Annotated in this window: 20 protein-coding genes; 13 read left to right on the top strand and 7 right to left on the bottom strand. The window is 70.2% G+C overall.

Translation table 11 applies throughout. From position 1 onward, the window contains the following. Positions 1-231 precede the first annotated feature (231 nt). Positions 232-708, top strand: coding sequence for an NUDIX domain-containing protein (locus tag ACFFRH_RS05095; protein WP_386154602.1), 477 nt, complete (start codon positions 232-234; stop codon positions 706-708). A 226-nt stretch (positions 709-934) separates the two neighbouring features. Next, positions 935-1,519 (top strand): HD domain-containing protein, encoded by a 585-nt coding sequence (locus ACFFRH_RS05090; protein ID WP_344748943.1) that lies wholly within the window; start codon positions 935-937, stop codon positions 1,517-1,519. A 181-nt stretch (positions 1,520-1,700) separates the two neighbouring features. On the opposite strand, the gene ACFFRH_RS05085 is transcribed toward ACFFRH_RS05090, so the two are convergent. Beyond that, a complete protein-coding gene (locus tag ACFFRH_RS05085; protein WP_344748951.1) occupies positions 1,701-1,955 on the bottom strand; it encodes a helix-turn-helix domain-containing protein in 255 nt (84 codons plus the stop codon). Between the two features lie 10 nt (positions 1,956-1,965). On the opposite strand from ACFFRH_RS05085, the gene ACFFRH_RS05080 reads away from it, so the two are divergent. Then, positions 1,966-2,280 carry a Rossmann-fold NAD(P)-binding domain-containing protein gene (locus ACFFRH_RS05080; protein WP_386154599.1) on the top strand — a complete coding sequence of 105 codons (315 nt, stop codon included), beginning with the start codon at positions 1,966-1,968 and terminating at the stop codon, positions 2,278-2,280. A gap of 276 nt (positions 2,281-2,556) precedes the next feature. Continuing rightward, positions 2,557-3,462, top strand: coding sequence for a prolipoprotein diacylglyceryl transferase (gene lgt, locus ACFFRH_RS05075; protein ID WP_386154596.1), 906 nt, complete (start codon positions 2,557-2,559; stop codon positions 3,460-3,462). 530 nt (positions 3,463-3,992) lie between these two features. On the opposite strand, the gene ACFFRH_RS05070 is transcribed toward lgt, so the two are convergent. Continuing rightward, positions 3,993-4,559, bottom strand: a complete 567-nt coding sequence (locus ACFFRH_RS05070; protein ID WP_344748940.1) for a hypothetical protein — start codon at positions 4,557-4,559, stop codon at positions 3,993-3,995. Positions 4,560-4,943: 384 nt separating this feature from the next. Here ACFFRH_RS05070 and ACFFRH_RS05065 point away from each other — a divergent pair, with 384 nt between their 5' ends. The 5 genes from ACFFRH_RS05065 to ACFFRH_RS05045 all read left to right on the top strand — a co-directional run bounded on the left by ACFFRH_RS05065 (position 4,944) and on the right by ACFFRH_RS05045 (position 9,992). Continuing rightward, positions 4,944-5,831 (top strand): LysR family transcriptional regulator, encoded by an 888-nt coding sequence (locus tag ACFFRH_RS05065; protein ID WP_344748939.1) that lies wholly within the window; start codon positions 4,944-4,946, stop codon positions 5,829-5,831. 294 nt (positions 5,832-6,125) lie between these two features. Next, positions 6,126-6,704, top strand: a complete 579-nt coding sequence (locus tag ACFFRH_RS05060; RefSeq protein ID WP_386154592.1) for a TetR/AcrR family transcriptional regulator — start codon at positions 6,126-6,128, stop codon at positions 6,702-6,704. A 298-nt stretch (positions 6,705-7,002) separates the two neighbouring features. Next, positions 7,003-7,896 carry an SDR family NAD(P)-dependent oxidoreductase gene (locus tag ACFFRH_RS05055; RefSeq protein WP_386154589.1) on the top strand — a complete coding sequence of 298 codons (894 nt, stop codon included), beginning with the start codon at positions 7,003-7,005 and terminating at the stop codon, positions 7,894-7,896. Positions 7,897-8,392: 496 nt separating this feature from the next. Continuing rightward, complete coding sequence (locus ACFFRH_RS05050) at positions 8,393-8,992, top strand: DUF2306 domain-containing protein (RefSeq protein ID WP_386154586.1); 600 nt, start codon at positions 8,393-8,395, stop codon at positions 8,990-8,992. Positions 8,993-9,158: 166 nt separating this feature from the next. Further along, the gene (locus tag ACFFRH_RS05045) at positions 9,159-9,992 is read left to right on the top strand and encodes a hypothetical protein (RefSeq protein WP_344748936.1); all 834 of its coding nucleotides are present in this window, start codon (positions 9,159-9,161) and stop codon (positions 9,990-9,992) included. A gap of 24 nt (positions 9,993-10,016) precedes the next feature. Here ACFFRH_RS05045 and ACFFRH_RS05040 read toward each other — a convergent pair whose 3' ends face one another. Both ACFFRH_RS05040 and ACFFRH_RS05035 read right to left on the bottom strand, forming a co-directional pair. Further along, positions 10,017-10,592, bottom strand: a complete 576-nt coding sequence (locus ACFFRH_RS05040) for a neutral zinc metallopeptidase (RefSeq protein ID WP_386155053.1) — start codon at positions 10,590-10,592, stop codon at positions 10,017-10,019. A gap of 486 nt (positions 10,593-11,078) precedes the next feature. Further along, entirely contained in the window at positions 11,079-11,834 is a 756-nt protein-coding gene (locus tag ACFFRH_RS05035) for a class I SAM-dependent methyltransferase (protein WP_344748934.1), read from the bottom strand. A gap of 72 nt (positions 11,835-11,906) precedes the next feature. Here ACFFRH_RS05035 and ACFFRH_RS05030 point away from each other — a divergent pair, with 72 nt between their 5' ends. The 4 genes from ACFFRH_RS05030 (at position 11,907) to ACFFRH_RS05015 (ending at position 16,684) form a co-directional block, all read left to right on the top strand. Continuing rightward, entirely contained in the window at positions 11,907-12,476 is a 570-nt protein-coding gene (locus ACFFRH_RS05030; protein ID WP_344748933.1) for a CGNR zinc finger domain-containing protein, read from the top strand. Positions 12,477-12,975: 499 nt separating this feature from the next. Continuing rightward, positions 12,976-13,446, top strand: a complete 471-nt coding sequence (locus tag ACFFRH_RS05025) for a hypothetical protein (protein ID WP_386154582.1) — start codon at positions 12,976-12,978, stop codon at positions 13,444-13,446. Beyond that, positions 13,443-13,799 carry a hypothetical protein gene (locus tag ACFFRH_RS05020; protein WP_344748931.1) on the top strand — a complete coding sequence of 119 codons (357 nt, stop codon included), beginning with the start codon at positions 13,443-13,445 and terminating at the stop codon, positions 13,797-13,799. Before ACFFRH_RS05025 ends, ACFFRH_RS05020 begins: the two co-directional genes overlap by 4 nt. A 329-nt stretch (positions 13,800-14,128) precedes the next feature. Next, positions 14,129-16,684 (top strand): PA14 domain-containing protein, encoded by a 2,556-nt coding sequence (locus tag ACFFRH_RS05015; protein WP_344748930.1) that lies wholly within the window; start codon positions 14,129-14,131, stop codon positions 16,682-16,684. A 139-nt stretch (positions 16,685-16,823) separates the two neighbouring features. Here ACFFRH_RS05015 and ACFFRH_RS05010 read toward each other — a convergent pair whose 3' ends face one another. From ACFFRH_RS05010 to ACFFRH_RS05000, 3 genes are all read right to left on the bottom strand, one after another. After that, positions 16,824-17,810, bottom strand: a complete 987-nt coding sequence (locus tag ACFFRH_RS05010; RefSeq protein ID WP_344748929.1) for an NAD(P)-dependent alcohol dehydrogenase — start codon at positions 17,808-17,810, stop codon at positions 16,824-16,826. A 311-nt stretch (positions 17,811-18,121) separates the two neighbouring features. Beyond that, positions 18,122-18,781, bottom strand: a complete 660-nt coding sequence (locus ACFFRH_RS05005) for a response regulator (RefSeq protein WP_386154577.1) — start codon at positions 18,779-18,781, stop codon at positions 18,122-18,124. Next, positions 18,778-19,917 (bottom strand): sensor histidine kinase, encoded by a 1,140-nt coding sequence (locus ACFFRH_RS05000; RefSeq protein ID WP_386154574.1) that lies wholly within the window; start codon positions 19,915-19,917, stop codon positions 18,778-18,780. The genes ACFFRH_RS05005 and ACFFRH_RS05000 overlap by 4 nt, the downstream gene beginning before the upstream one ends. Positions 19,918-19,943: the final 26 nt, after the last annotated feature.

Here is a 19,943-nt window from a genome sequence, read left to right as displayed (position 1 = left end):
ATTTGTCGCCTGAAGCGAACCGCTACCGGAGGTCGTCGGCCACCCGGCACGGTTCGCGGCCAAGGGCTCTCGGAGCGTTGCGTCACGGTGCCAGGCACCGAACGGTCGCCACGGCACCGCCGTCCAGCTCAGCACGGATGTCACCGCTTCCCTGGTCGCCGCTTTGGTTCACCGGCCCGACCCGCCGCCCGCACGCCGTGTGACGGCACCGATTCCCGTATGGTCGAGATCATGAGCGACCAGGAGAAGCCGCCCTTCGCCCAGGCCCGCGCCGCCGCCGGGGCACTCTTCTTCGACGAGGCCGGGCGGATCCTGCTGGTCCAGCCGTCCTACCGGGAACAGCTGGAGATCCCGGGAGGCCATGTCGAACCGGGGGAGACACCGTACGCGGCGTGTGAGCGGGAGGTCGGCGAGGAGCTGGGCATCCGGCCACCGATCGGGCGTCTCCTGGTGGCCGACTGGGCGCCTCATCCGGACGAGGGGGACAAAATCCTCTTCGTCTTCGACGGCGGGGTGCTCGACGCCGAAACGCTCGGCCTGATCACCTTCGCTGACGACGAGCTGACCGCATTCGGCTTCCACCCGATCGAGGATGTGGACGGTCTCCTGGTCGAACGTTTGGCGCGCAGGGTGAAGGCCGCCGTGACCGCTCGTGAGCTGGGCGAGACCGTCTACCTGGAGCACGGCCAAGCGCTCCGGGCCGGGTGACCACCGGGTGACCAACCGGGTGACAACGGCCCCGGACAAGGCGGAATGACGGTGGATCGCCGTGGACCACCGAGCTCATCCGGCCGACGAGGCCCGCGAGGTGGCGGATCTCAGCCGTTGAGCCCGCCGGCGCGGCGGGGCCACCGTGTCGCCGCGGTTCCGACGAGAACCGGAGGCGGTCATCTACGCTCGGCGCATGATCCACCGAGGGGGAGAGGGGACTTCCATGGCGGAGGAACTGCCGAGGCTGACGGGCCTGCTGTACGAGATCGGGCTGCTCAAGCGCTACAAGCGCACGGGCTGGCTGGTCGCGGGGGTACGGGATCCCGAGAGCATCGCCGACCACTCCTTCCGGACGGCGGTCATCGCGAGTGTGATCACCGCGTTGGAGGGCGGCAACCCGGAGCGGGCGGCGTTCATGAGCCTGTTCCACGACACGCAGGAGACCCGCGTCACCGATATCCCCTACATCGGCAAGCGGTACCTGAAGGCGGCGCCGAACGAGGAGGTCACCGCCGACCAGGTGCGCGGGGTTCCGGAGCCGGTGGCGGAGATGGTGAGCGGCGCGGTCGGCGAGTACGAGGAGAAGACCAGTCTCGAAGCGGTCTGCGCCCGGGACGCCGACAAGCTCGAATGCCTGATCCAGGCCGTCGAGTACCGCGAGCAGGGGCACCAGAACGTCCAGCCGTGGATCGACAGCTCACTCGCCGCGCTGAAGACGGCGTCCGCGAAGCGCCTCGCGGACGAGGCGCTTCGCACGGGGTCGCTGGAGTGGGTGACCCGCGTCCTCAACGGAGACCGGGACACCTGACGCGCATCGAGGCCCGAGCTCTTTCCGGCTCGCGTGGCTGCGGCTCACGTGGCTGCCGCTCGCCGTGCGGCGGGCGGCCGGACTCCCCTCGTGGGCCCCTTGCGTGCCTACGGCATTCCGCCGGCCGCATCATCGGGTCAGGGGGCGGGGTCCGGACTCGACCGGGGACCTGCCGGCCCCCTCAGCAGGGACGGAGCGACGGGAGGCGGCCTGCGAAGAAGGCCGTGGGGGGCACTCCCCTCAGGGTGCGGAACTCGGCGCCCATATGGGACTGGTCGTAGTAGCCGGTCGTCGCGGCCAGGTGCGACCAGGGCTCGGCGTGGGTCCCGCCGTGGGCCAGCACCCTGCGCACGCGTGCGATGCGCTCGATGCGTTTGGGCGGTACGCCGATGCCGTCGCGGATGAGATCACGCAGATGACGTTCGCTGACGGCCAGCCGCCGGGCGTTGACGTCAGACGATCACGCGGGCAGCGTGCTCACGCTGACCGGGCCCGAACCGCCGAGCGTTCCCGACCAGGCCGCGATCCTGGGCGAGGGGCTCGGCCGCGCCCTCACGACGGACGTGCCGCTGGAGGCCTACCGTGAGCAGTTGCTGGCCGCGGGCCTGGATCCAGCCTTCGCCGAGATCGTGGTCAACGGCTCCAGAACGGTCGCGCGCGGCGGTAACGCCAGGATCACCCAGCAGGTCGAACAGGTGCTCGGCCGTCCACCCCGTACGTTCTCCACCTGGGTACACGATCACCGCGCCGCTTTCGCCTGAGTCCAGCGATTCGCTCATCGCGGGGTGAAGGTGCCGTGGGCGAGGGGGCGCGCACGCTCTGCGGGCGTGAGAACCGGGGGTGGTCGCCCGCCGATGTCGAGACCGCCTGGTACCTGGCCGAGGCCGGTTTTCGGTCTGACGCCGGGAGCCGCTCAAAGGGGCCTGAACTGTCGCTTCGAGCACGAAAGCCCGCGTCGCGCACTGTTCGGTCGCGGAAGGCTTGCGATCAGGTCGCGAAGACGGCCAAGTGGTCTCACGTTGACTAGCCTCACCGGCATGCCCCTTGCCTCGATTCCCAGCCCTTCCGAAGGGGTCTGGTATCTCGGATTCATCCCGATCCGGGCCTACGCATTGTGCTTCATCGTCGCGATCGTCTTCGGTGTCTGGCTCAGCGAGCGCCGCTGGCGCGCCCGCGGCGGCGAGAAGGGCGCGATCAGCGACATCGCGATCCCTGGAGTGATCTTCGGCCTGATCGGCGCCCGCCTCTACCACGTCATCACCGACTGGCAGACCTACTTCGGCCCGCGCGCGATCAAGGAGCCCTACCGGGCACTGTTCATCTGGGAGGGCGGGCTCAGCATCTGGGGCGCGGTCGCCCTGGGAGGCGTGGGCGTGTGGCTGGCCTGCCGCCGCCGGGGGCTGTCCCTGGGCGCCGTGGCCGACACGGTCGCGCCCGGCATCGCGTTCGGGCAGGCGATCGCCCGCTGGGGCAACTGGTTCAACCAGGAGCTGTACGGCAGTCCGACCACGTTGCCGTGGGGCCTGGAGATCGACCAGGCGCACGGCGGCGAGCCAGGCGTGCTCTACCACCCGACGTTCCTGTACGAGTCGCTGTGGGACGCGGCGCTCGGTTTCGCGCTGATCCTGGCCGGCAGGCGGTTCACACTGCGCCACGGCCGCCTGTTCGCCCTCTACGTCGCCGGCTACACGTTCGGCCGGTTCTGGATCGAGGGGCTGCGGATCGACCCGGTGGGCGGCGTGGACCACGCGGTGACGCTCCTGGGGCTGCGGATCAACCAGTGGACCTCGATCGTGCTGTTCGTCGGCGCGCTGGTCTATCTCTGGGTGACCCGTGACAAGGACACCGAACAGATCGTGGTGCCGGCCTCACGACACAAGACCTCGCCCGAGGAGAACGGCGGGCAGGACTCCGGTCCGGCCGATCCGACCGAGAGCACCTGACGGCCGGAACGGCCCTGTGCCGTCTGATCGCTGGTGCGCGGATGCGCAACGGCGGAAGTGGCGCCTCAAGCCGTCGGTCACACCGCCGACGGGCGGCCGGGGCGCGGCCAGGAGCCTCGTCGACAGCGACACCTGCGGGTTTCGCTACACCCCCGGCACCCCCAGGTTGCCGCCATCGAGCCGGGCGGGAAGGGCACTCCGGGGACTGGTACTACTGTGAGCTGACCCCCACCAGACGAACGCTGACCCGTCCCCGACCTCCGGCAGGCTGACGGGTCACGCGCTGATGGGTCACACGGACGAACGCCCGTCGGGGCCGGTGTCAACGCGGGTGCCCCTGCCGCCCGGGGTCCTGACGGGCCGGTGACCTCTTCGGACGGGTGGTCCGACGGATGAGACCCCCGGCGGCCTCGGCCGTTCGGGGGTCTCCTCCATGTCCGGTGATCATGTACCGCGCGCGGCCGGGGCGTCGGCGACGAACGCCGCCGCGACGTCCTCGGCGTGCCGGCCGAGCCGGACGGCCCAGCCGATCAGTAGGCGCACTGCACCACGACGTCGTCGAGATCGACCTCCGCGGCGTGCCAGTACGGGTGCTGCTGTCCCACGGTGAGTCGCAGCACGACGTCGGAGCGTTGCGCGGTCCAGCTCACCGTCTGGAGTTCCCAGCCGTGGACCCAGTCCTGGGTGATCGACCTCAGCGCGATGTACGTCCACGTGTCGGGGTCGATCACCTCAAGGTTGAACGAGGCCTCGTTCCCCCACAGCTCCGTCCAGACTCCGGCGGTACAGCGTGCCCCCGGGTGGATGCTCACCGGCGTGAGATGAACGGTCCGCCCGAGCGCGCACCAGCCGTGCGCCGTGAAGGCCGTCATGTGGGCCCAGCCGCTCCCCGTACGCGGCGTGCTCGACGGGCCGCCGAACGTGGGCCCGCCGCAATGCCCGTTCGCGGTCAACGTCCAGCTGGACGCCGGATTCGTCGAGGGCTCGAACCCGTCGGTGAGCTGCCAGATTCCCGCGGACGCGGGCTCCGCCGGCACGAGGACCGCCGCGGCCGTGATGACCACCGTGGTCAACACGCGCAACAACGATGAGCGCATGAGTGAACTCCCACGTCTCGGCTCGAAACCAAGGAACAAGGAAATACGGTTCACGTCGAAAGGGTGTCGTTCGCGACGACATCGTCAGTGTGACGGCTGCCATGCGATCTGTTAACCCCTGATTTTTCTTTCCCGTGAGCCGGGGGCGCACCCTTGAACACGCGTGCCGGGAGGCGGTCAGGCGGTGCCGGTGGGCCGCCGTGGCCGGGCGGGCCTTCATCGGGGGATCGCCTCGGCTGGTGCTCTCGGCCCGGCCTGGTTCCGTGGCCGATGTGGCCGTTTCTCGCGAGGGTGCTTGGAGCTCGATAATCTCCAATAGCCCGACATGTCGTACTTACGCACCCAGCGAACGATCTCGGCGGAGGGGCGACGGACGGGAGCCACGTGGAGCTACGGGACATCGAGATCTTCCTGACCCTGGCCGAGGAGCTGCACTTCGGCCGGACCGCTGAGCGGCTGCACGTCTCCGTGCCCCGCGTCAGCCAGGCGATCAAGAAACAGGAACGGGCCATCGGCGTCGAGCTCTTCGTGCGCAACAGCCGCAACGTACGGCTGACGCCGGTGGGTGAGCAGCTCCGGGACGACCTGAGCCAGTTGCACTCGGGCCTGGCGCGGAGCCTGGAGCGGGCCCGGCTGGCCGGCCGGGGCAAGACGGGGACGCTCCGGATCAGCCTGTTCCCCACCAACCTCCAGGAACTGCGCCGGTACTGGGAGACGTTCCACACCCGCCACCCGCAGTGGGAGCTCCGCCTGCGGATGTCGGGTTACGCGGATCCGTTCGCCCAGTTGCGTGGCGGGGAGGCCGACGTCCTGGTCACCTGGTTCCCCGTGGAGGAGCCCGACCTGACCGTGGGCCCCCTGCTCTTCGCCGAGCCGAGAGTGCTGGCCGTGGCCGCCGACCACCCCCTCGCCAAGCGATCTTCGGTATCCCTGGAGGCGATCAGCGACTACCAGCACGTGGTCGCGGAGTCGGTGCCCGGTTACTGGTTCGACCGCTACATTCCCGAGCTCACCCCGAAGGGCCGGCCGATCGACCGCACGGAGCCGGTGAGCAACATCGAGGACATCTTCATGCACACGGCCATGGGGAACGCGGTCTCCCTCTTCCCGGTCCACGTGAGCCGTTACTACTCCCGTCCCGACATCGTCTACCTGCCCGTCAGGGACATGGACGCGCTGCCGTTCGGGCTGGTGTGGCTCAGCGAAGCGGAGAACGACCTCATCCGCGCCTTCGCCCGGGTCGTGCGTGATCTGGGGCCGCTGCCCGGCTGAGGCCGTCGGCCGCGGGGTCGGCGGCCGTTGTGACGGTCGCCGTCGTTCCTCGATCCTCCCGGTGCGATGCCCGGCCATCCAGAGGTCGCGACATTCGGGAGGTGGTCGTACCTGCCGATTCCCGACCCGACGGCACGGCGACGAACGCCGTCCCGTCCGGGGTGTCCCTGACGGTCGCCGGCCCGGCGGCCTCCGGGGGCAGGCCCGGCTCGCCCGTCCCGGCCTCGGGTTTTCCCGTTCGGCCACGCGAACCTCGCAGGCCACCGCTGGTTTGCGAACCATTAGGCTGAGCCTGTGACACCAAGTGCCGAGCGAGGGCCGACGTTGCGCGCGGACGCCGCGCGCAACCGCGCACGGGTGTTGCAGGTCGCCAGGGAGCAGATGGCCAAAGGCGACGACTCGCTCATGCTGAACACCATCGCCCGGCTCGCGGGAGTGGGCGTCGGGACCGTGTACCGGCATTTCCCCAACCGGCACGCGCTGCTGGAAGTGCTGCTGGCGGAACGCTTTCAGCAGCTTGTCCGTGAGGCGCAGGCTGCGGCGGCCGATGAGGATCCGCTCGCTGGTCTGCACCGCCTCCTGCGCTTCACCCTCGGACGCGCGCTGGACGATGCCGGGTTCGCGGCGGTGCTCGGATCGGCCAGTGACGCCGACGCGCAGACCTCGACGATGAAGGCCGAGCTTGACGGTGCCGTCGCGCGGCTGCTCGACCGCGCCCGCCGTGCGGGGGCCATCCGGCACGACATCGAGGCGGACGACGTCCGCCGCCTCCTCTGCGGCATCGAGCACGCGGTCCGCTCCGGCGACAACGACGCCAAGTACGCCGAGGTCTACCTCGGCGTTCTCCTTGAGGGGCTGCGCCCTCCCCGCTGACGGCGATCCGGAACCTCTTCGAGGGTCCGCGCTCTCCACCTTGACGGTGCTCCGGGATCTCCTCGGGGGCCGCGCCTTCGCGTTGACGGTGGTCCGGAATCCCCTGGGGGCTGCGCTTCCCTCCGTTGGCGTCTCCCCGGGATCCGCGCCCCTCGCGTTGACGGCGGTCCGGGACTCCCGGTTCGAAAGTCCGCCCGCCGCACGCCCGACCCTTTCAATCGGATAGTCATCCGCTTGTGCTACGGTACGGCTCGGAAAGTGGATAGCTATCCGTTGGTGGCCGGCGAGGGGTGAGACCATGAGCAAACGGGTTGTGGTGACGGCGGGGACCGGGGGAATCGGCCTGGAGACCGCGATGGGGCTGGCGGCGAGCGGTCACGCGGTGACCGTGGTGGGCCGGAACGCCGAGCGGGGCGCCCGCGCGGTCGAGCGGATCGACGCGGTCGCGACCGGTCCGAAGGCGAGGTTCGTCGCCGCGGATCTCGCGTCGCTCGATGCCGTACGGGCGCTCGCGGCCCACCTGGCCGAGGAGGGGCCGTTGAACGTCCTGGTCAACAACGTCGGGGCGATGTTCGCCGACCGGCAACAGACGGTGGACGGGATCGAGGCGTCGTTCGCCGTGAACCACCTCTCTCCGTACCTGCTGACCGAGTCGCTGCTGGAGACGCTCCGGGCCGGAGGGCCGAGCCGGATCGTGAACGTCACCTCGGGTTCGATCCGGGGCGCCAAACGCTCCTTCGACGCCGTCGAGCCGCCGGGCGGCTACTACGGCTTCCACTGGTACGGCCGGGCGAAGCTCGCCAACCTCGCTTACACGCTGGATCTGGCGGAGCGGCTGCGAGGTACCGGCATCTCGGTCTTCGCGGCCGATCCGGGTGGCGCGGCCACCGATATGACCGACGGCACCATGCGGTCGTCCAGAATCGTCTCGCCGGGGCTGCGACCGCTCTGGCCGCTGCTCCGGCGAGTCTTCGAACACGCCACGTCCGGCTCCGCGGCGGTGGCGGCACGGCCGTCGATCCTCGCCGCGTCCGACGCCTCGCTCGACGGGCGGACCGGCCTGGTCATCGGCCCCAGGGCCCGTCCCGTCACCCCCTTCGCCCCCGCCGCCGACCCACGGACCGCCCAGGCCGTCCTCGGGCTCAGCAAACGGCTGGCCCCGCTCACTCCGTCCGCCGACGTGATCGCGTGAAGTGAACCGCCGTCACCGGCGGTACGCGACACGGAACCCGGGCGACCGGCGCGGCACCGATGTCACCGGCGTCAAGCCGGGTGACCCGTCCGTGCGGTGCCCAACGGGACCGGTGACCTCACGGGACCGGTGACCTTACGGGACCGGTGACCTTACGGGACCGGTGACCTTACGGGACTGACGACCTCACGGGACCGGCGACCTCACGGGGCTTCGGCCGAAAGTACGCCCTGTCAGTGGACGATCGGCCGGCTCGGGTCAGGCCGTTCTCCCGATGAGCCGCCGCCGTCCCGGCCGTCACGATCGGACCATGACCGATGAGAGCCCGACGGGACGCCCCCCGTCCTCGCGGCCGCGGCGAAGCGGCCGACCGGCGGATGACCGGAAGACAGCGGAGACCTTCGCCGTCCGTGGCCGTGCCGAAGTCGCCACGGCCCCCTCCGTCAGGCCGGGTTGGCTCCTGTGCACCGGCCTGATCGCGCTCGGCGCCGTTCCGATGATCGCCGGAGCCGTCCGCCTGACCGAACTGGCGGGCGGTGCGGAGATCACACCGGAGAACGCGCGGTTCTTCGCGATGCCCCTGCCCGTGGTGCTGCACATTCTCAGCGTCGGTGTGTACAGCATCCTGGGCGCCTTCCAGTTCGCCCCCCGTTTCCGCCGCCGGAGGCCGGGCTGGCACCGCGCCGCCGGGCGGGTCCTGGTCCTCTGCGGGATCGTCGCGGCGCTTTCGGGCCTGTGGATGACCCTGTTCTATCCCCGGCCCGTCGGTGACGGTGATCTCCTCGCCGGCTTCCGGCTCGTGTTCGGCTCGGCCATGCTCCTGTCCATCGTTCTCGGCTTCGCCGCGATCCGGCGGCGGGACGTGGCCCGGCATCGTGCTTGGATGATTCGCGGTTACGCCATCGGCCTGGGCGCGGGCACGCAGGCGCTGACCCACCTGCCCTGGTTCCTGATCTTCGGGACGCCCGGCGAGTTCCCCAGGGCGCTGCTCGTGGCCGCCGGCTGGGTGATCAACCTCGCCGTGGCCGAATGGTTCATCCGTAAGCGGCCGACCGGCCGGAGCCGTCCCTCCGCGGGCGGTCTCGTGGACCGGTGACGGTGGCATGCGGCGTCCGGCGGGTTCCGGCACGCTCCCGGTGGGCCGCCCCGGTGGGCCGTCCTCACAACGAATCCCGACTACGCCGGAGTCCTGGTTCTGAGACGTGCTCGTGATCAAGGTTCGACAGGATCTCCTTCCCGTATCAGGTCAAAAGGAGATCATGATGAAGCGAGCGATCGCGTGCGTCGCCGTGGCTGCCGCGGCCGGAGCCACCACATTCGTCGCCGTGACGCCTGCTCAGGCCGCCCCGGCGGATCCGGTCGCGGCGTTGAAGAGCCGGTTCGCCGCGGGCAAGGGGGTGAAGTTCACCGACGTCACCACCCTGCTGGCCTTCGAGGGAAACACGTCCTTCCTCAAGCGCACCGGTTCCTTCCAGTTCGGCAAGGCCGGGATCGTCGCCTCGGACACCAGTGCGCGGCGCACCGTCGCCGAGGCCGACATGCCCATCAACATGATCTGGAGGCTGACCAAGCCGGAGCGGACGATCAGGATCGGCACCACCAGCTACTACTCCGGCGGTCCCTGGGCGCCGTCGAAGGGCAAGACCTGGATCAAGCACCCGAACGGCATGAACGCCGGCTTCACCGGCTGGTACGGGCAGTTGGTGAACGTGGCCGAGCCCGCGACCCTGAAGGCCCTGATCGCGAAGGGGAAGCGAACGGGCCTCACCTACTCGGGCGCGATCAGTTTCGGCGCGCTTGAGAAGATCTCCCCCTGGATGCGGAACGTCAGCCTGAGCAGGCTGTCCGGGAACGACAAGACCGCGGTGCTGCGCTTCACCCTCACCCTGGGCGCCGACCGGCTCCCCCGGCGACTGGTCACCGTCTATCCGGGAAGCACCCACGTCAGCGCGGCGGTGGGAGAGGACAGGCGGCTCAGCGTCGAGACCCGTTACACCGGGTGGGGGAGCCGGGTGACCGTCAAGGCGCCCCCGGCGGGCAAGGTGGAGAACATGGGAAACCGTGAGCCGACCGTCCGGGGCGGCGGCCGGGGTTAGGCCCGGGGACTCGCCGCCGCCGGGTCAGGCCACCCTGGACGCCGGGGCTTCGAAGGTGTTGCAGGCGCCGGGGGACTGGGCGTCGAAACCGCGCCCCAGCCAGTAGATCCGGTTCTTCGTCGTACCGTTCCCCTCGACGTCGCTCTCCATGGTGTGCCGGTTGACGAAGGACTTGTGACCGCTCTTCTTGCTGTTGTCCAGGGAGTCCCAGACGCTGCCGACGAAGGCGCCGACGAAGCAGATGTTCTGCAGCGAGACCCTGCTGCTCAGGGCGAGGGCCTTGGCCTTGGACAGCTTCTTGGCGACCCTGGCCTCCTGGGCGAGAACACCGATCAGCCGCTGGACGTGGTAGCCGTATCCGATGGACAGGCTTTCGAGCATCTGCGGCGAATCGACCTCACCCGTTATGCCGTACTCGGTGACCATCAGGTAGACGGTCCTGTTCTTCTGGCAGTACAGGCCGAACGTGTCGCCCGGACGGTAGACGCCGCAGGCGGTCTTGATCCGGTCTCCGTAGGCGACTCTCACCTTCGGAGCGCTGAACGGGATTCCGGCCTTTCTCAACTGCGCCTGCCATGCCTTACCGAGGCAGGCGGCCATGGTGTCGGCATAAATCCGGACGGATTCGATATCGCCGCCCCGGACGGACGGCTCCTCGCAGGTCCGGGGGGCGAACCTGCCGGTTTTGTAAATCGGGTTTCCGGTCAAGGCGGCGGCGCCGGTCGGTACGGGTCCCGCCGAGTTCGCGCTCGCGGTCCCGGTGAGGGACGTGCTCACGAGCGCGCCGGTCGCCAACGCTATGAAAAGGGTACGCATCCAGCGAACCTTACTAAGGAATCATAAATCCCGGCTTTTGTGGGGATATGCGTACTTCATGCCGAAAATGGGGCTGGATAGTTCAACGGCCGGGGCGCGAAGGGAGGAGTCCGGACCGGTCCTGGTAATGCGGGCGGTGATGAAGCAGGTGATGAGGACGATGACGAGGGCGGGCGGTACCGCGTCCGTTTCGGCCGGTTCCTCACCACGCCGATCAGCCGGCCGGCGGTGCCGGACGATGACCGGCCGACGGGTCGCGGGGTCGCCGGATCAGTCGCGGACGGCGCAGAGGAGACGGTTGTGGCCGCGCTGCCAGAGGGTGCCGGTCTCGGCGAACCCGGCGTCGCGGAGGGCCTCGACGTGCTCGGAGAGCAGGGAGGACTCCGAGCCGTGATGGTCGGCGCCCGCGGTGGTGCGTGCGGTGTGGAGCTCGGCGAAGGCGGGGTCCGCGGCGACCGCCTCCCACCACTGGCGCCAGTCCTCGGGACGGCCGCCGGCGAACGCGCGCCGGGCCTCCCGGTCGTGCACGGCGCGTTCGAGGCGGGCGACGGCCGGGGTGGTGTCGTCGGTCTCCAGGTGGTCGCCGTTGAGCAGGAGCCCGCCCGGACGCAGCACGGTCGCCAGCTCGGCGTACATCTTCCTGAGGTCCGGTCCGGAGATCCAGTGCAGCGCGGTGGTGCTCACCGCGGCGTCGGCCGGTCCGTCCAGGCCCAGGGACTCCGTCCATCCGGGGGTGCGCAGGTCGAGGGAGACGAAGGTGAGGTGCGGGTAGGCGGCCCGGCCGAGGCCGAGCAGCAGCGGGTCCGCGTCGACCGAGATCACCCTCGCCTCGGGCAGTCGCTCCAGGAGGCGGGCGGACAGCGAGCCCGGCCCGCAGCCGAGGTCGATGACCAGCGGATCGGGGCGGCCCGCCGCCTCGACGGCGTCGATCAGCGCGGTGAAGCGCTCCTCGCGGTCGGGCAGGTAGCCCTCCTGCTGGCGGTCCCATCGTGCGATCCACCGGAGTGCGGCATCGTGGGTGAGCACCATCGTCTCCTTGTGACTGTCGTATAAGCTTATGACAGTTACACACTAGAACGCGAGGATGTAACCGGTCAAGTGGATTTCAACAGTCACGCTGATGCGATCGTCCGGGTGGCGGTGGGGTTGGTCAACGAGCTGACCCCGGGAGAGAGGCGGGGCCGCGACTTCCCGCCGCCGCGCGATCTCGCCGCCGCCGCCACGGAGGGCCTGCGCACCGGCTATCCGGACCATCGGGAGGTCACCGAGGCGGAGGCCGGTGAGCTCGACGGGATCGCGGCCCGGCTGCGCGCGGTCTTCGACGCCGTCACGGCGGGGGACGTCGACGCCGCCGCCCGGCGAGTCAACGACCTCCTTGAGGAGACCCGGGCCCGGCCGATGCTCGAACGTCACGACGGGGAGCCGTGGCACCTGCACTTCCACGGCCCGGGTGGCACGATGGCGGGCGACTGGGCGGCGAGCTGTGCCACCGGTCTCGCGATCGTGCTGGGGAGCGACTACCACGACCGTCTCGGCGTGTGCACGGCGCCGCACTGCGACCGGGTCTACGTGGACGTCTCCCGTAACGGCACCCGCCGGTTCTGCGGCACCACCTGCCAGAACCGCGTCAAGACGGCGGCCTTCCGCGCCAGGGGCAAAGGCCCGTGAAGGCGCGCCCCTGACGGCCGGTGCCGCCGGGCGAACAGGGTGTGGCCGGGTTCGTGCTCAGCCGACGGAGCGTTCGCGCCAGTCGGGGGGACGACGGTGACGGCCCGCGAGGGGGCGCCGTCCCACTCCACCGAAAGGCTGGTCACCCTGACACAGGGTGCGGACAGGCGACCAGCCCGGCGGAGCGAAGGCGCCTGCCAGGCGCACGGCCTGCGAAGGTCGTCGTCTTCCCCTCGTCTTCCCGTCGTACGGCTTTCGCGCAGGCGCTTCGCCCCTCTCGCCCGAGCGGCTCTGAGTACGGGATCGACGAAGGCACGCCGGCCACCGTGGCCGTGGCGGCACCGGCGCCAAGCCCTGTGACCCGTCTTGACGCAGGATCAGAGCCGGAGGGGTGAGTCGTCTGACGGTTCGGCCTGCCCGGTTCGACGGCAGGCGACGGCAGGTCGTCCTGTCCGTGGTTCACCGTCTATCAGAATGTGTTCTGACTTACGATGGTTGGGTGAGCACCAGTAACGCCGACGCCGTCACCTTCTCGGACCTGTCGAGAAACCCTCGGGCTGTCGCCGAGCGCGCCGCACGCCTCGGTCGAGTGCGCATCACTCACCGAGACGCCCCCGACTTCTACCTGACCGCCGCCGATCGTGAGGATCAGCGCGGGCAGACGCTGGCCACCGCGTCCCGCCTGTTCCTCGCCCTCATCAAGCACGATCCGACCGCCCGCACGCTGGTCATCGCCATGCCCGAGGTTTTCCCCTGGGTTCGCCACCTCACCTCCGCCGAACTGCGTGCCTTCACCCTGGAACTGGTGGAGGCGCTCTCCGACGCCGCGGAGCTGGATGTCGATGTCACCACCCAGGAGGTCATCGCGGGCTGGCGGGCGACCGCTCGGATCAAGGCCGACCCCGCGCGCTACGCCCAGGCTCGCGAGGCCACAAGCGGCGACTTCGGACCGGTAGGGGTCTCAGCGTGAGTCCGAAGCGTGGTGACCGGGTCACGGTCCCGCCTCCGGACGGCGAATGGGATATCCGGTTCGGTACTGGCGACGCGGTCAAGGGATGGGAGGAACTGTGCCGTCACGCCCTGGGCAACACACGCCGGTGTTTCGAGGCGCTGCGCGCTGATCCACGCTCTCGGGCGGATCATGAGCGCCAACATCGCCTGCGCGGCGATCTCGCGACTCATCGCCACAATGGCCAGGAACTGGAGCAATGGGAATTCGAGGTCACCAGCGGCGGACGCGTCCGCTATGTCATCGATGACGCCACCCGAACCGTCTGGGTCGTCCACGCATCACCTCGTCATCCGAAGGACACCGAGGTCTGAAGCCGAAGGCCGGAATCCGATCAGTGATCTCCCGCTCGGCCCGCGGCGGCCTGTGGAGCTCCGATGGATGTTCCAGTCTCGGTGGCATCGGGGTCTCCTGCCCCCGGATCCTGGGCCGTCATCGTCGCGATGCCCGCGCCGGTGGGGACGGCGAGGGTGGCGGACCCGGCGGTTTGCGCGGTTCACGGGCGGTCTGTGAGGGCGAGGTTGTCTCTGACCGAATATGAACGAGTTTGATCAGATATCTTGACCGGGGATCATCAGGGATGTTTCTTTTGGGTCACAACGGATCGCCATCTGCTCGACTGTGACCGGGAAGGCATCACCGTATGCGCGGACGAACCCCCCTCCTGTTGACCATGATCCTCGCCCTGGCCTGGCAGGTCGTCGTGACGCCGACGGCGTGGGCCCGTGCCGGCGGGCAGGGTCTGCGCGGCGACTACTACCTCACCTCCGCTCCGGGAACGTTCGACTTCGCCGAGCTCAAGGCCACGGTCGTCGATCCGGCCATCGAGCTGGCCGACCTCAACCCGGTGCTCAGGGACCTCACCGGAAGGGAGGACGACGTCGCCGTCCGCTGGACGGGTCAGATCGAGCCCGAGTACTCCGAGACGTACACGTTCTCGATGATCGGTGACAACGGCTTCCGGCTCTGGGTGGACGGTCAGGTGGTGATCGACCACTGGGTGGACGACTGGGACGTCGAGCAGGTCGGCACCCCCGTCGCCCTGGAGGCCGGGAGACGGTACGACATCAGGATCGAGTATTTCGAGCACTTCGGCGGCGCCCATCTGCGGTTGCGCTGGCAGAGCCCGAGCCAGGCCAAGGAGATCGTGCCCGCCGGGGCGTTCTTCCTGCCCGAGGGCTTCGACCCGCCGGGACCGGCCGCGGCCGCGGTCGGCGCCGGGGGCGACACCGTCACGCTCGACTTCGGCGACGTCCGGCTGAAGCCGCTGCCCGCCGGGGCGTACGAGCATCTGGGACTGACCGTCGCGGGGACCCGATGGCCGGTCACGTCGGCCGCGCTCGACGGTGAGACGAAGATCAGGCTGAAGCTCGGATTCGCGGTGCCCGGCCGGGCGGGCAACACCGTACGCGCCTCCTACGACGGGCAGGGCGGCATCGTCCGGGCCGACGGCACCCCGCTGGAGGCCTTCGCCCACGCGCCGGTGGTCAACGACTCGACGTACACCCTGCGGACGCGCTGGGCGAAGGACGTCGATGCGCGTAACCCGCTGCCCGAGTACCCTCGCCCGCAGCTGACCAGGGACAGGTGGCGCAGCCTCAACGGCGTCTGGCAGTTCGCCGCCGCCGAGGCGGGCGAGGCGGTCCCGGCCGGCCGTGACCTGGCCGAGCGGATCGTCGTGCCGTTTCCCGTGGAGTCGACGCTCTCCGGGATCGGCAGGCACGAGGACCGGATGTGGTACCGCCGCACCTTCACCGTGCCGCGGTCCTGGAAGAAGGACCGGCTGCTGCTGCACCTCGACGCCGTCGACTGGGAGTCGACCGTCTACGTCAACGGCAGGCAGGTCGGCACGCACAAGGGCGGCTACGACCGGTTCACGGTCGACGTGACCGACGCGCTCAGGCCCGGGGGCGAGCAGGAACTCGTCGTCGGCGTCGCCGACGGGACCGACACCGGCCGCCAGCCGGTCGGCAAGCAGCGGCTCAATCCCGGCGGCATCTTCTACACCCCCGCCTCCGGCATCTGGCAGACGGTGTGGATCGAGCCCGTCGCCAGGGCGCACATCGACGCGGTGCACACCACGCCCGACGTCGCCGGACAGGCCCTCAAGGTGACGGTGGCGGCGTCCGGTGCCGCCGGACGGGTGGCCGTCGTCACCGCCCGCGACCGGAACCGGGTGGTCGGCACGGTCTCGGGACCCGTCGGCACGGAGCTGCGGCTCCCCGTCCCGAACCCGAGGCTGTGGTCGCCGGACGACCCGTTCCTCTACGACCTCACCGTCGAGCTCAAGGGCGCCGACCGGGTGCGGAGCTACTTCGGGATGCGCACCATCTCGACGGGCCAGGTTGGCGGCAGGACCAGGATCCTGCTCAACGGCGAGCCGGTCTTCCAGATCGGCCCGCTCGACCAGGGGTTCTGGCCCGACGGCATCTACACCGCGCCGACCGACAGGGCGCTGAAGTACGACCTGGAGGAGACCAAGAGGCTCGGCTTCAACGCCGTGCGCAAGCACGTGAAGGTCGAGCCCGATCGCTGGTACCACCACGCCGACCGGCTCGGGCTGCTCGTCTGGCAGGACATGCCGTCGATGTTCGGCACCTCGAACGCGGCCGAGCGCGCCCAGTTCGAGGCCGAGCTGCGCGAGATGGTCGACCAGCACCGCGGCAGCCCGTCGATCGTGATGTGGGTGACGCTCAACGAGGGCTGGGGCCAGTACGACCAGGCGAGGCTCGCCGACCAGGTCAAGGGCTGGGACCCCTCCCGGCTGGTGAACAACATGAGCGGTGTCAACTGCTGCGGCGCGGTCGACGGCGGCAACGGCGACGTGGCCGACTACCACATCTACCCGGGCCCCGGGAGTCCCGGACAGCCGAGCGCCACCAGGGCCTCCGTTCTCGGCGAGTACGGCGGGCTCGCCCTGCCGGTGATCGGCCACACCTGGACCGGCGGTGGCTGGGGCTACGCGACCGAGCCCGACTCCGAGGCCCTCACCGCGCGGTACGTCGCGATGAACAGGGAACTGGAGAGGCTGCACGCCTGTAACGGGCTCAGCGCGGCGATCTACACCCAGACCACCGACGTCGAGACCGAGATCAACGGGCTGATGACCTACGACAGGGCCGTGACCAAGCCCGACGCCAAGCGGGTGCGCGACGCCAACCGGGCGCTCACCGGCGCGGTCTCGCCCGCCTGCGGCTGACCGGAGAGCGGGGAGGAGCGCTGTCCCAGCGGCTCCTCCCCGTGAACCGTCCGACCGTGAACCGTCCGACCGTGAACCGTCCGACGCGGACTCCCCGGGGAGGCGGGCCGTTCGCCGTACGGGTGGCGGGCCCGTCGTCTCAGAGCGTGATGACGACCTTTCCCGGTACGTGCCCCTCCTCCTGGTATCTGACGGCCGCCTGGATCTCCTCGAACGGGTAGAGCCGGTCGATGATCGGGGTGACCTTCCCGGCCTCGACGAGCTCGGTCAGCGTCATCAGGTTCCTCGTGTTCTCCGTGCACTGGACCACGTCCGTCCTGACCGTCCGCTGGGACACGAGCGGCGCGGTCGCGAGAGCCGAGATCATGTGACCGACGGGCCGCAGCCATCGGCCGCCCGGTCCGCCGACGATGACGTAGGCCCCCTTGGGAGTCAGCACCCGGCGGCAGGCCGACACCGGGCGGCCCCCCGCCACGTCCAGCAGGAGGTCGTAGCGCCGCTCGCTCCGGGTGAAGTCCTCCTTGGTGTAGTCGACGACCTCGTCGGCGCCGATCGAGCGGACCATGCCCACGTTCCTCGTGCCGCAGACGCCGGTGACCTCCGCTCCGAACGCCCGGGCGATCTGCACGGCGAACGTCCCCACCCCTCCCGAGGCGCCGTTGACGAGGACCCGCTGCCCCGGCTGGATCCGTCCGTCGTCGCGCAGGCCCAGCAGGGCGGTGCACGCCGCCATCGGCACCGACGCCGCCTGCTCGTACGACAGGTTCTTCGGTTTCGGCGCCAGCCGGTCCTCCCGGACGCACACGTACTCTGCGAAGCCGCCCTCCTTGAGCAGCGCGAACACCTCGTCGCCGGGCCGGAACGCCGTCACGTTCGCGCCGACCGCCTCGACCTGCCCGGCCATGTCGGCGCCCAGGATTCCGAGCTTCGGGGCGCGGAACCCCAGGCCGCCGGGCATCAGGCGCGCGATGTACGGCTCGCCTCTCATGTTGTGCCAGTCGTAGGGGTTGACGGAGGTGGCGCGCACCCGGACGAGCACCTCGCCGTCGCCGGGAACGGGCGTGTCGATCTCCGTCAGGTCAAGAACGTCGGGGGAGCCGTACGAGCGCAGGACGAACGCTTTCAACGCATTCTCCTCATCCATCGCGGGTGGGGTACGGGTCTGCCGGGGCGCCGTGCTCGCGGACCGGCGTCATGGCCGGTGCCGGTGGATCGGAGGCGTCGCCGACCAGGTGGCGTCGAGGGTGTCTCGTGCCACGAGAATCACGGTAGAAGACCCCCACCAGGGACTCATCAGCCGAAAGTACGCCCGATCGATGGATGATCGGCCGGTCCGGAGCAGGCTGTTCCGCCGATGAGCCGCCGTCATCCGGGGGCGCCGTAGGCTGTTTCGCGGACGGGTCGCCACCATCCGGACCGTTCCCCGCGCCGCCCGGCTCAGTTCCTGACGCGTCTGGTCTCGTAGGCCCACATGGCGATCTCGACGCGGTTGCGGGCACCGAGCTTGGCCATCAGGCTCGCGATGTGGGTTTTCACGGTACTGAGGGAGATGTGGAACTCGCCGGCGATCTCGCTGTTGGTCCGCCCCCGCGCCACGGTGACGAGGATCTGCTCCTCCCGTTCCGTGAGCGCCTCGACGGGGTGCGGCAGCGACGGTGAGGCGGGCGCGGCGTCGGCGAAGGCGCCGAGCAGCCGCGCGGTGACGCTCGGGGCGATGAGCGCGTCACCGTCGGCGGCGGCGTGGACGGCCTGGGAGAGCAGGACGGTGCCGGCGTCCTTGAGCAGGAAACCCCGGGCACCGGCCCGCAGCGCGGCGTAGACGTACTCGTCGAGGTCGAACGTGGTGATGACGACGACGGCGAGGGGGTCGTCGACGTCCGGCCCGGCGAGGAGGCGGGTGGCCTGGATGCCGTCGAGGCCGGGCATGCGAATGTCGAACAGGCACACGTCGGGGCGCAGGCGCCGCGCGAGCTCGACGGCTCGCCGCCCGTCGGCGGCCTCGCCGACGACCTCGATGTCCGGCTGGGCGTCGAGGATCATCACGAGCCCGGTGCGGACGATCTCCTGGTCGTCGGCGACGAGCACCCGGATGCTCATGCCGCCGCCCCGGTCCGGGGCAGTACGGCGGTGACGGTCCAGCCTCGATCGGGGTTCGGGCCGGCCTCGCAGGTGCCGCCGAGCAGCTCGGCGCGTTCGATCATGCCGATGAGCCCGTACCCCGGTGGCGCGGGCGGGCGCACGGAACCGGTGTCGCCGTCGTCGCTCACGCGCAGGCGCACCGACGTGTCGTCGGCGGTGACGCGGACCTCGACGCGGGTGGCGTGACGAGCGTGCCGCCGGGCGTTGGTGACCGACTCCTGGGCGAGGCGGTAGATCGCGGCCTCGACCGACGGGGTGAGCTCGCCGAGGTCGTCCGGGATCTCCACGTCGACGGACGGACCGGACGCGCCTTGGCTCGCGAGCTGCCGGAGGTCGGTGACGCGCCGGCCGGGCGCGAGGTCCGCCGGTTGGTTCCGGCGCAGGACGCGGACCATGGCGCGCATCTCGGCGAGGGCGCGCGACGCCTCGGCCTCGATCACGTGGAGCGCCTCGGTCGCGGCGTTCGGCCGTGACGCGGAGGTGGCGAGGCCGGCCTGGGCGCGGATCGCCATCGCCGAGACGTGGTGGGCGACGATGTCGTGCAGGTCGCGGGCGAGTTGTTCGCGTTCGAGCATCTTGACCTGGTCGAGCTCGCGCATCCTCGCCCTCGCCCGGTAACGGAGCGCCCCGCCCAGGGCGACGGCGGAGAACATGACGGCGAACGCGGCGACCACGTCGGCGGGGGCGAGGCGGTCGAAGGCGATCGAGAGGAGGACCGCGACGAGCATGATCGCAAACCCGATCACCGCCTCGCGCCCGGCCCCCCACCGGACCAGCGAGTACACGACGAGCAACAGGTAGGCCATCGTGTACGTCTCGACGGGGTCGCCGCCCGTCAACAGCGGGGCCAGGCTCGTGGTGCCGAAGACGATCATGACCACCAGCAGCGGCCTGCTCCGGCGCCACAACAACGTGGGGATGAGCCCCACGGTGACCGCCACCGAGACGACCCGCCACGGAAGGTCCGGCCGCAGCAGCCCTTCGAGCAGCGCGACGGGCACGAGCACCCCTACAAGTGCCCAGTCCCGCCACACCCGCGCCGGCGGGTCGGGGGGACGGGGCTCGTCCCACACGGAGCGCACAAGGGGGAGCACCCCATCATGGTACGAGAGGCCGTATC

The organism is Streptosporangium vulgare (genome assembly GCF_042428775.1).
Taxonomy (GTDB): domain Bacteria; phylum Actinomycetota; class Actinomycetes; order Streptosporangiales; family Streptosporangiaceae; genus Streptosporangium; species Streptosporangium vulgare.
This window is presented reverse-complemented; position numbering and strand designations above follow the sequence as displayed.

What these genes read in the sequence shown, in the direction of transcription:
- ACFFRH_RS05055 (WP_386154589.1), top strand. Translation starts at nt 7,003, where the DNA reads ATGAGCAAACGGGTTGTGGTGACGGCGGGGACCGGGGGAATCGGCCTG.
- lgt (WP_386154596.1), top strand. Translation starts at nt 2,557, where the DNA reads ATGCCCCTTGCCTCGATTCCCAGCCCTTCCGAAGGGGTCTGGTATCTC.
- ACFFRH_RS05095 (WP_386154602.1), top strand. Translation starts at nt 232, where the DNA reads ATGAGCGACCAGGAGAAGCCGCCCTTCGCCCAGGCCCGCGCCGCCGCC.
- ACFFRH_RS05045 (WP_344748936.1), top strand. Translation starts at nt 9,159, where the DNA reads ATGAAGCGAGCGATCGCGTGCGTCGCCGTGGCTGCCGCGGCCGGAGCC.
- ACFFRH_RS05050 (WP_386154586.1), top strand. Translation starts at nt 8,393, where the DNA reads ATGATCGCCGGAGCCGTCCGCCTGACCGAACTGGCGGGCGGTGCGGAG.
- ACFFRH_RS05040 (WP_386155053.1), bottom strand. Translation starts at nt 10,592, where the DNA reads ATGGCCGCCTGCCTCGGTAAGGCATGGCAGGCGCAGTTGAGAAAGGCC.
- ACFFRH_RS05005 (WP_386154577.1), bottom strand. Translation starts at nt 18,781, where the DNA reads ATGAGCATCCGGGTGCTCGTCGCCGACGACCAGGAGATCGTCCGCACC.
- ACFFRH_RS05090 (WP_344748943.1), top strand. Translation starts at nt 935, where the DNA reads ATGGCGGAGGAACTGCCGAGGCTGACGGGCCTGCTGTACGAGATCGGG.
- ACFFRH_RS05015 (WP_344748930.1), top strand. Translation starts at nt 14,129, where the DNA reads ATGCGCGGACGAACCCCCCTCCTGTTGACCATGATCCTCGCCCTGGCC.
- ACFFRH_RS05070 (WP_344748940.1), bottom strand. Translation starts at nt 4,559, where the DNA reads ATGCGCTCATCGTTGTTGCGCGTGTTGACCACGGTGGTCATCACGGCC.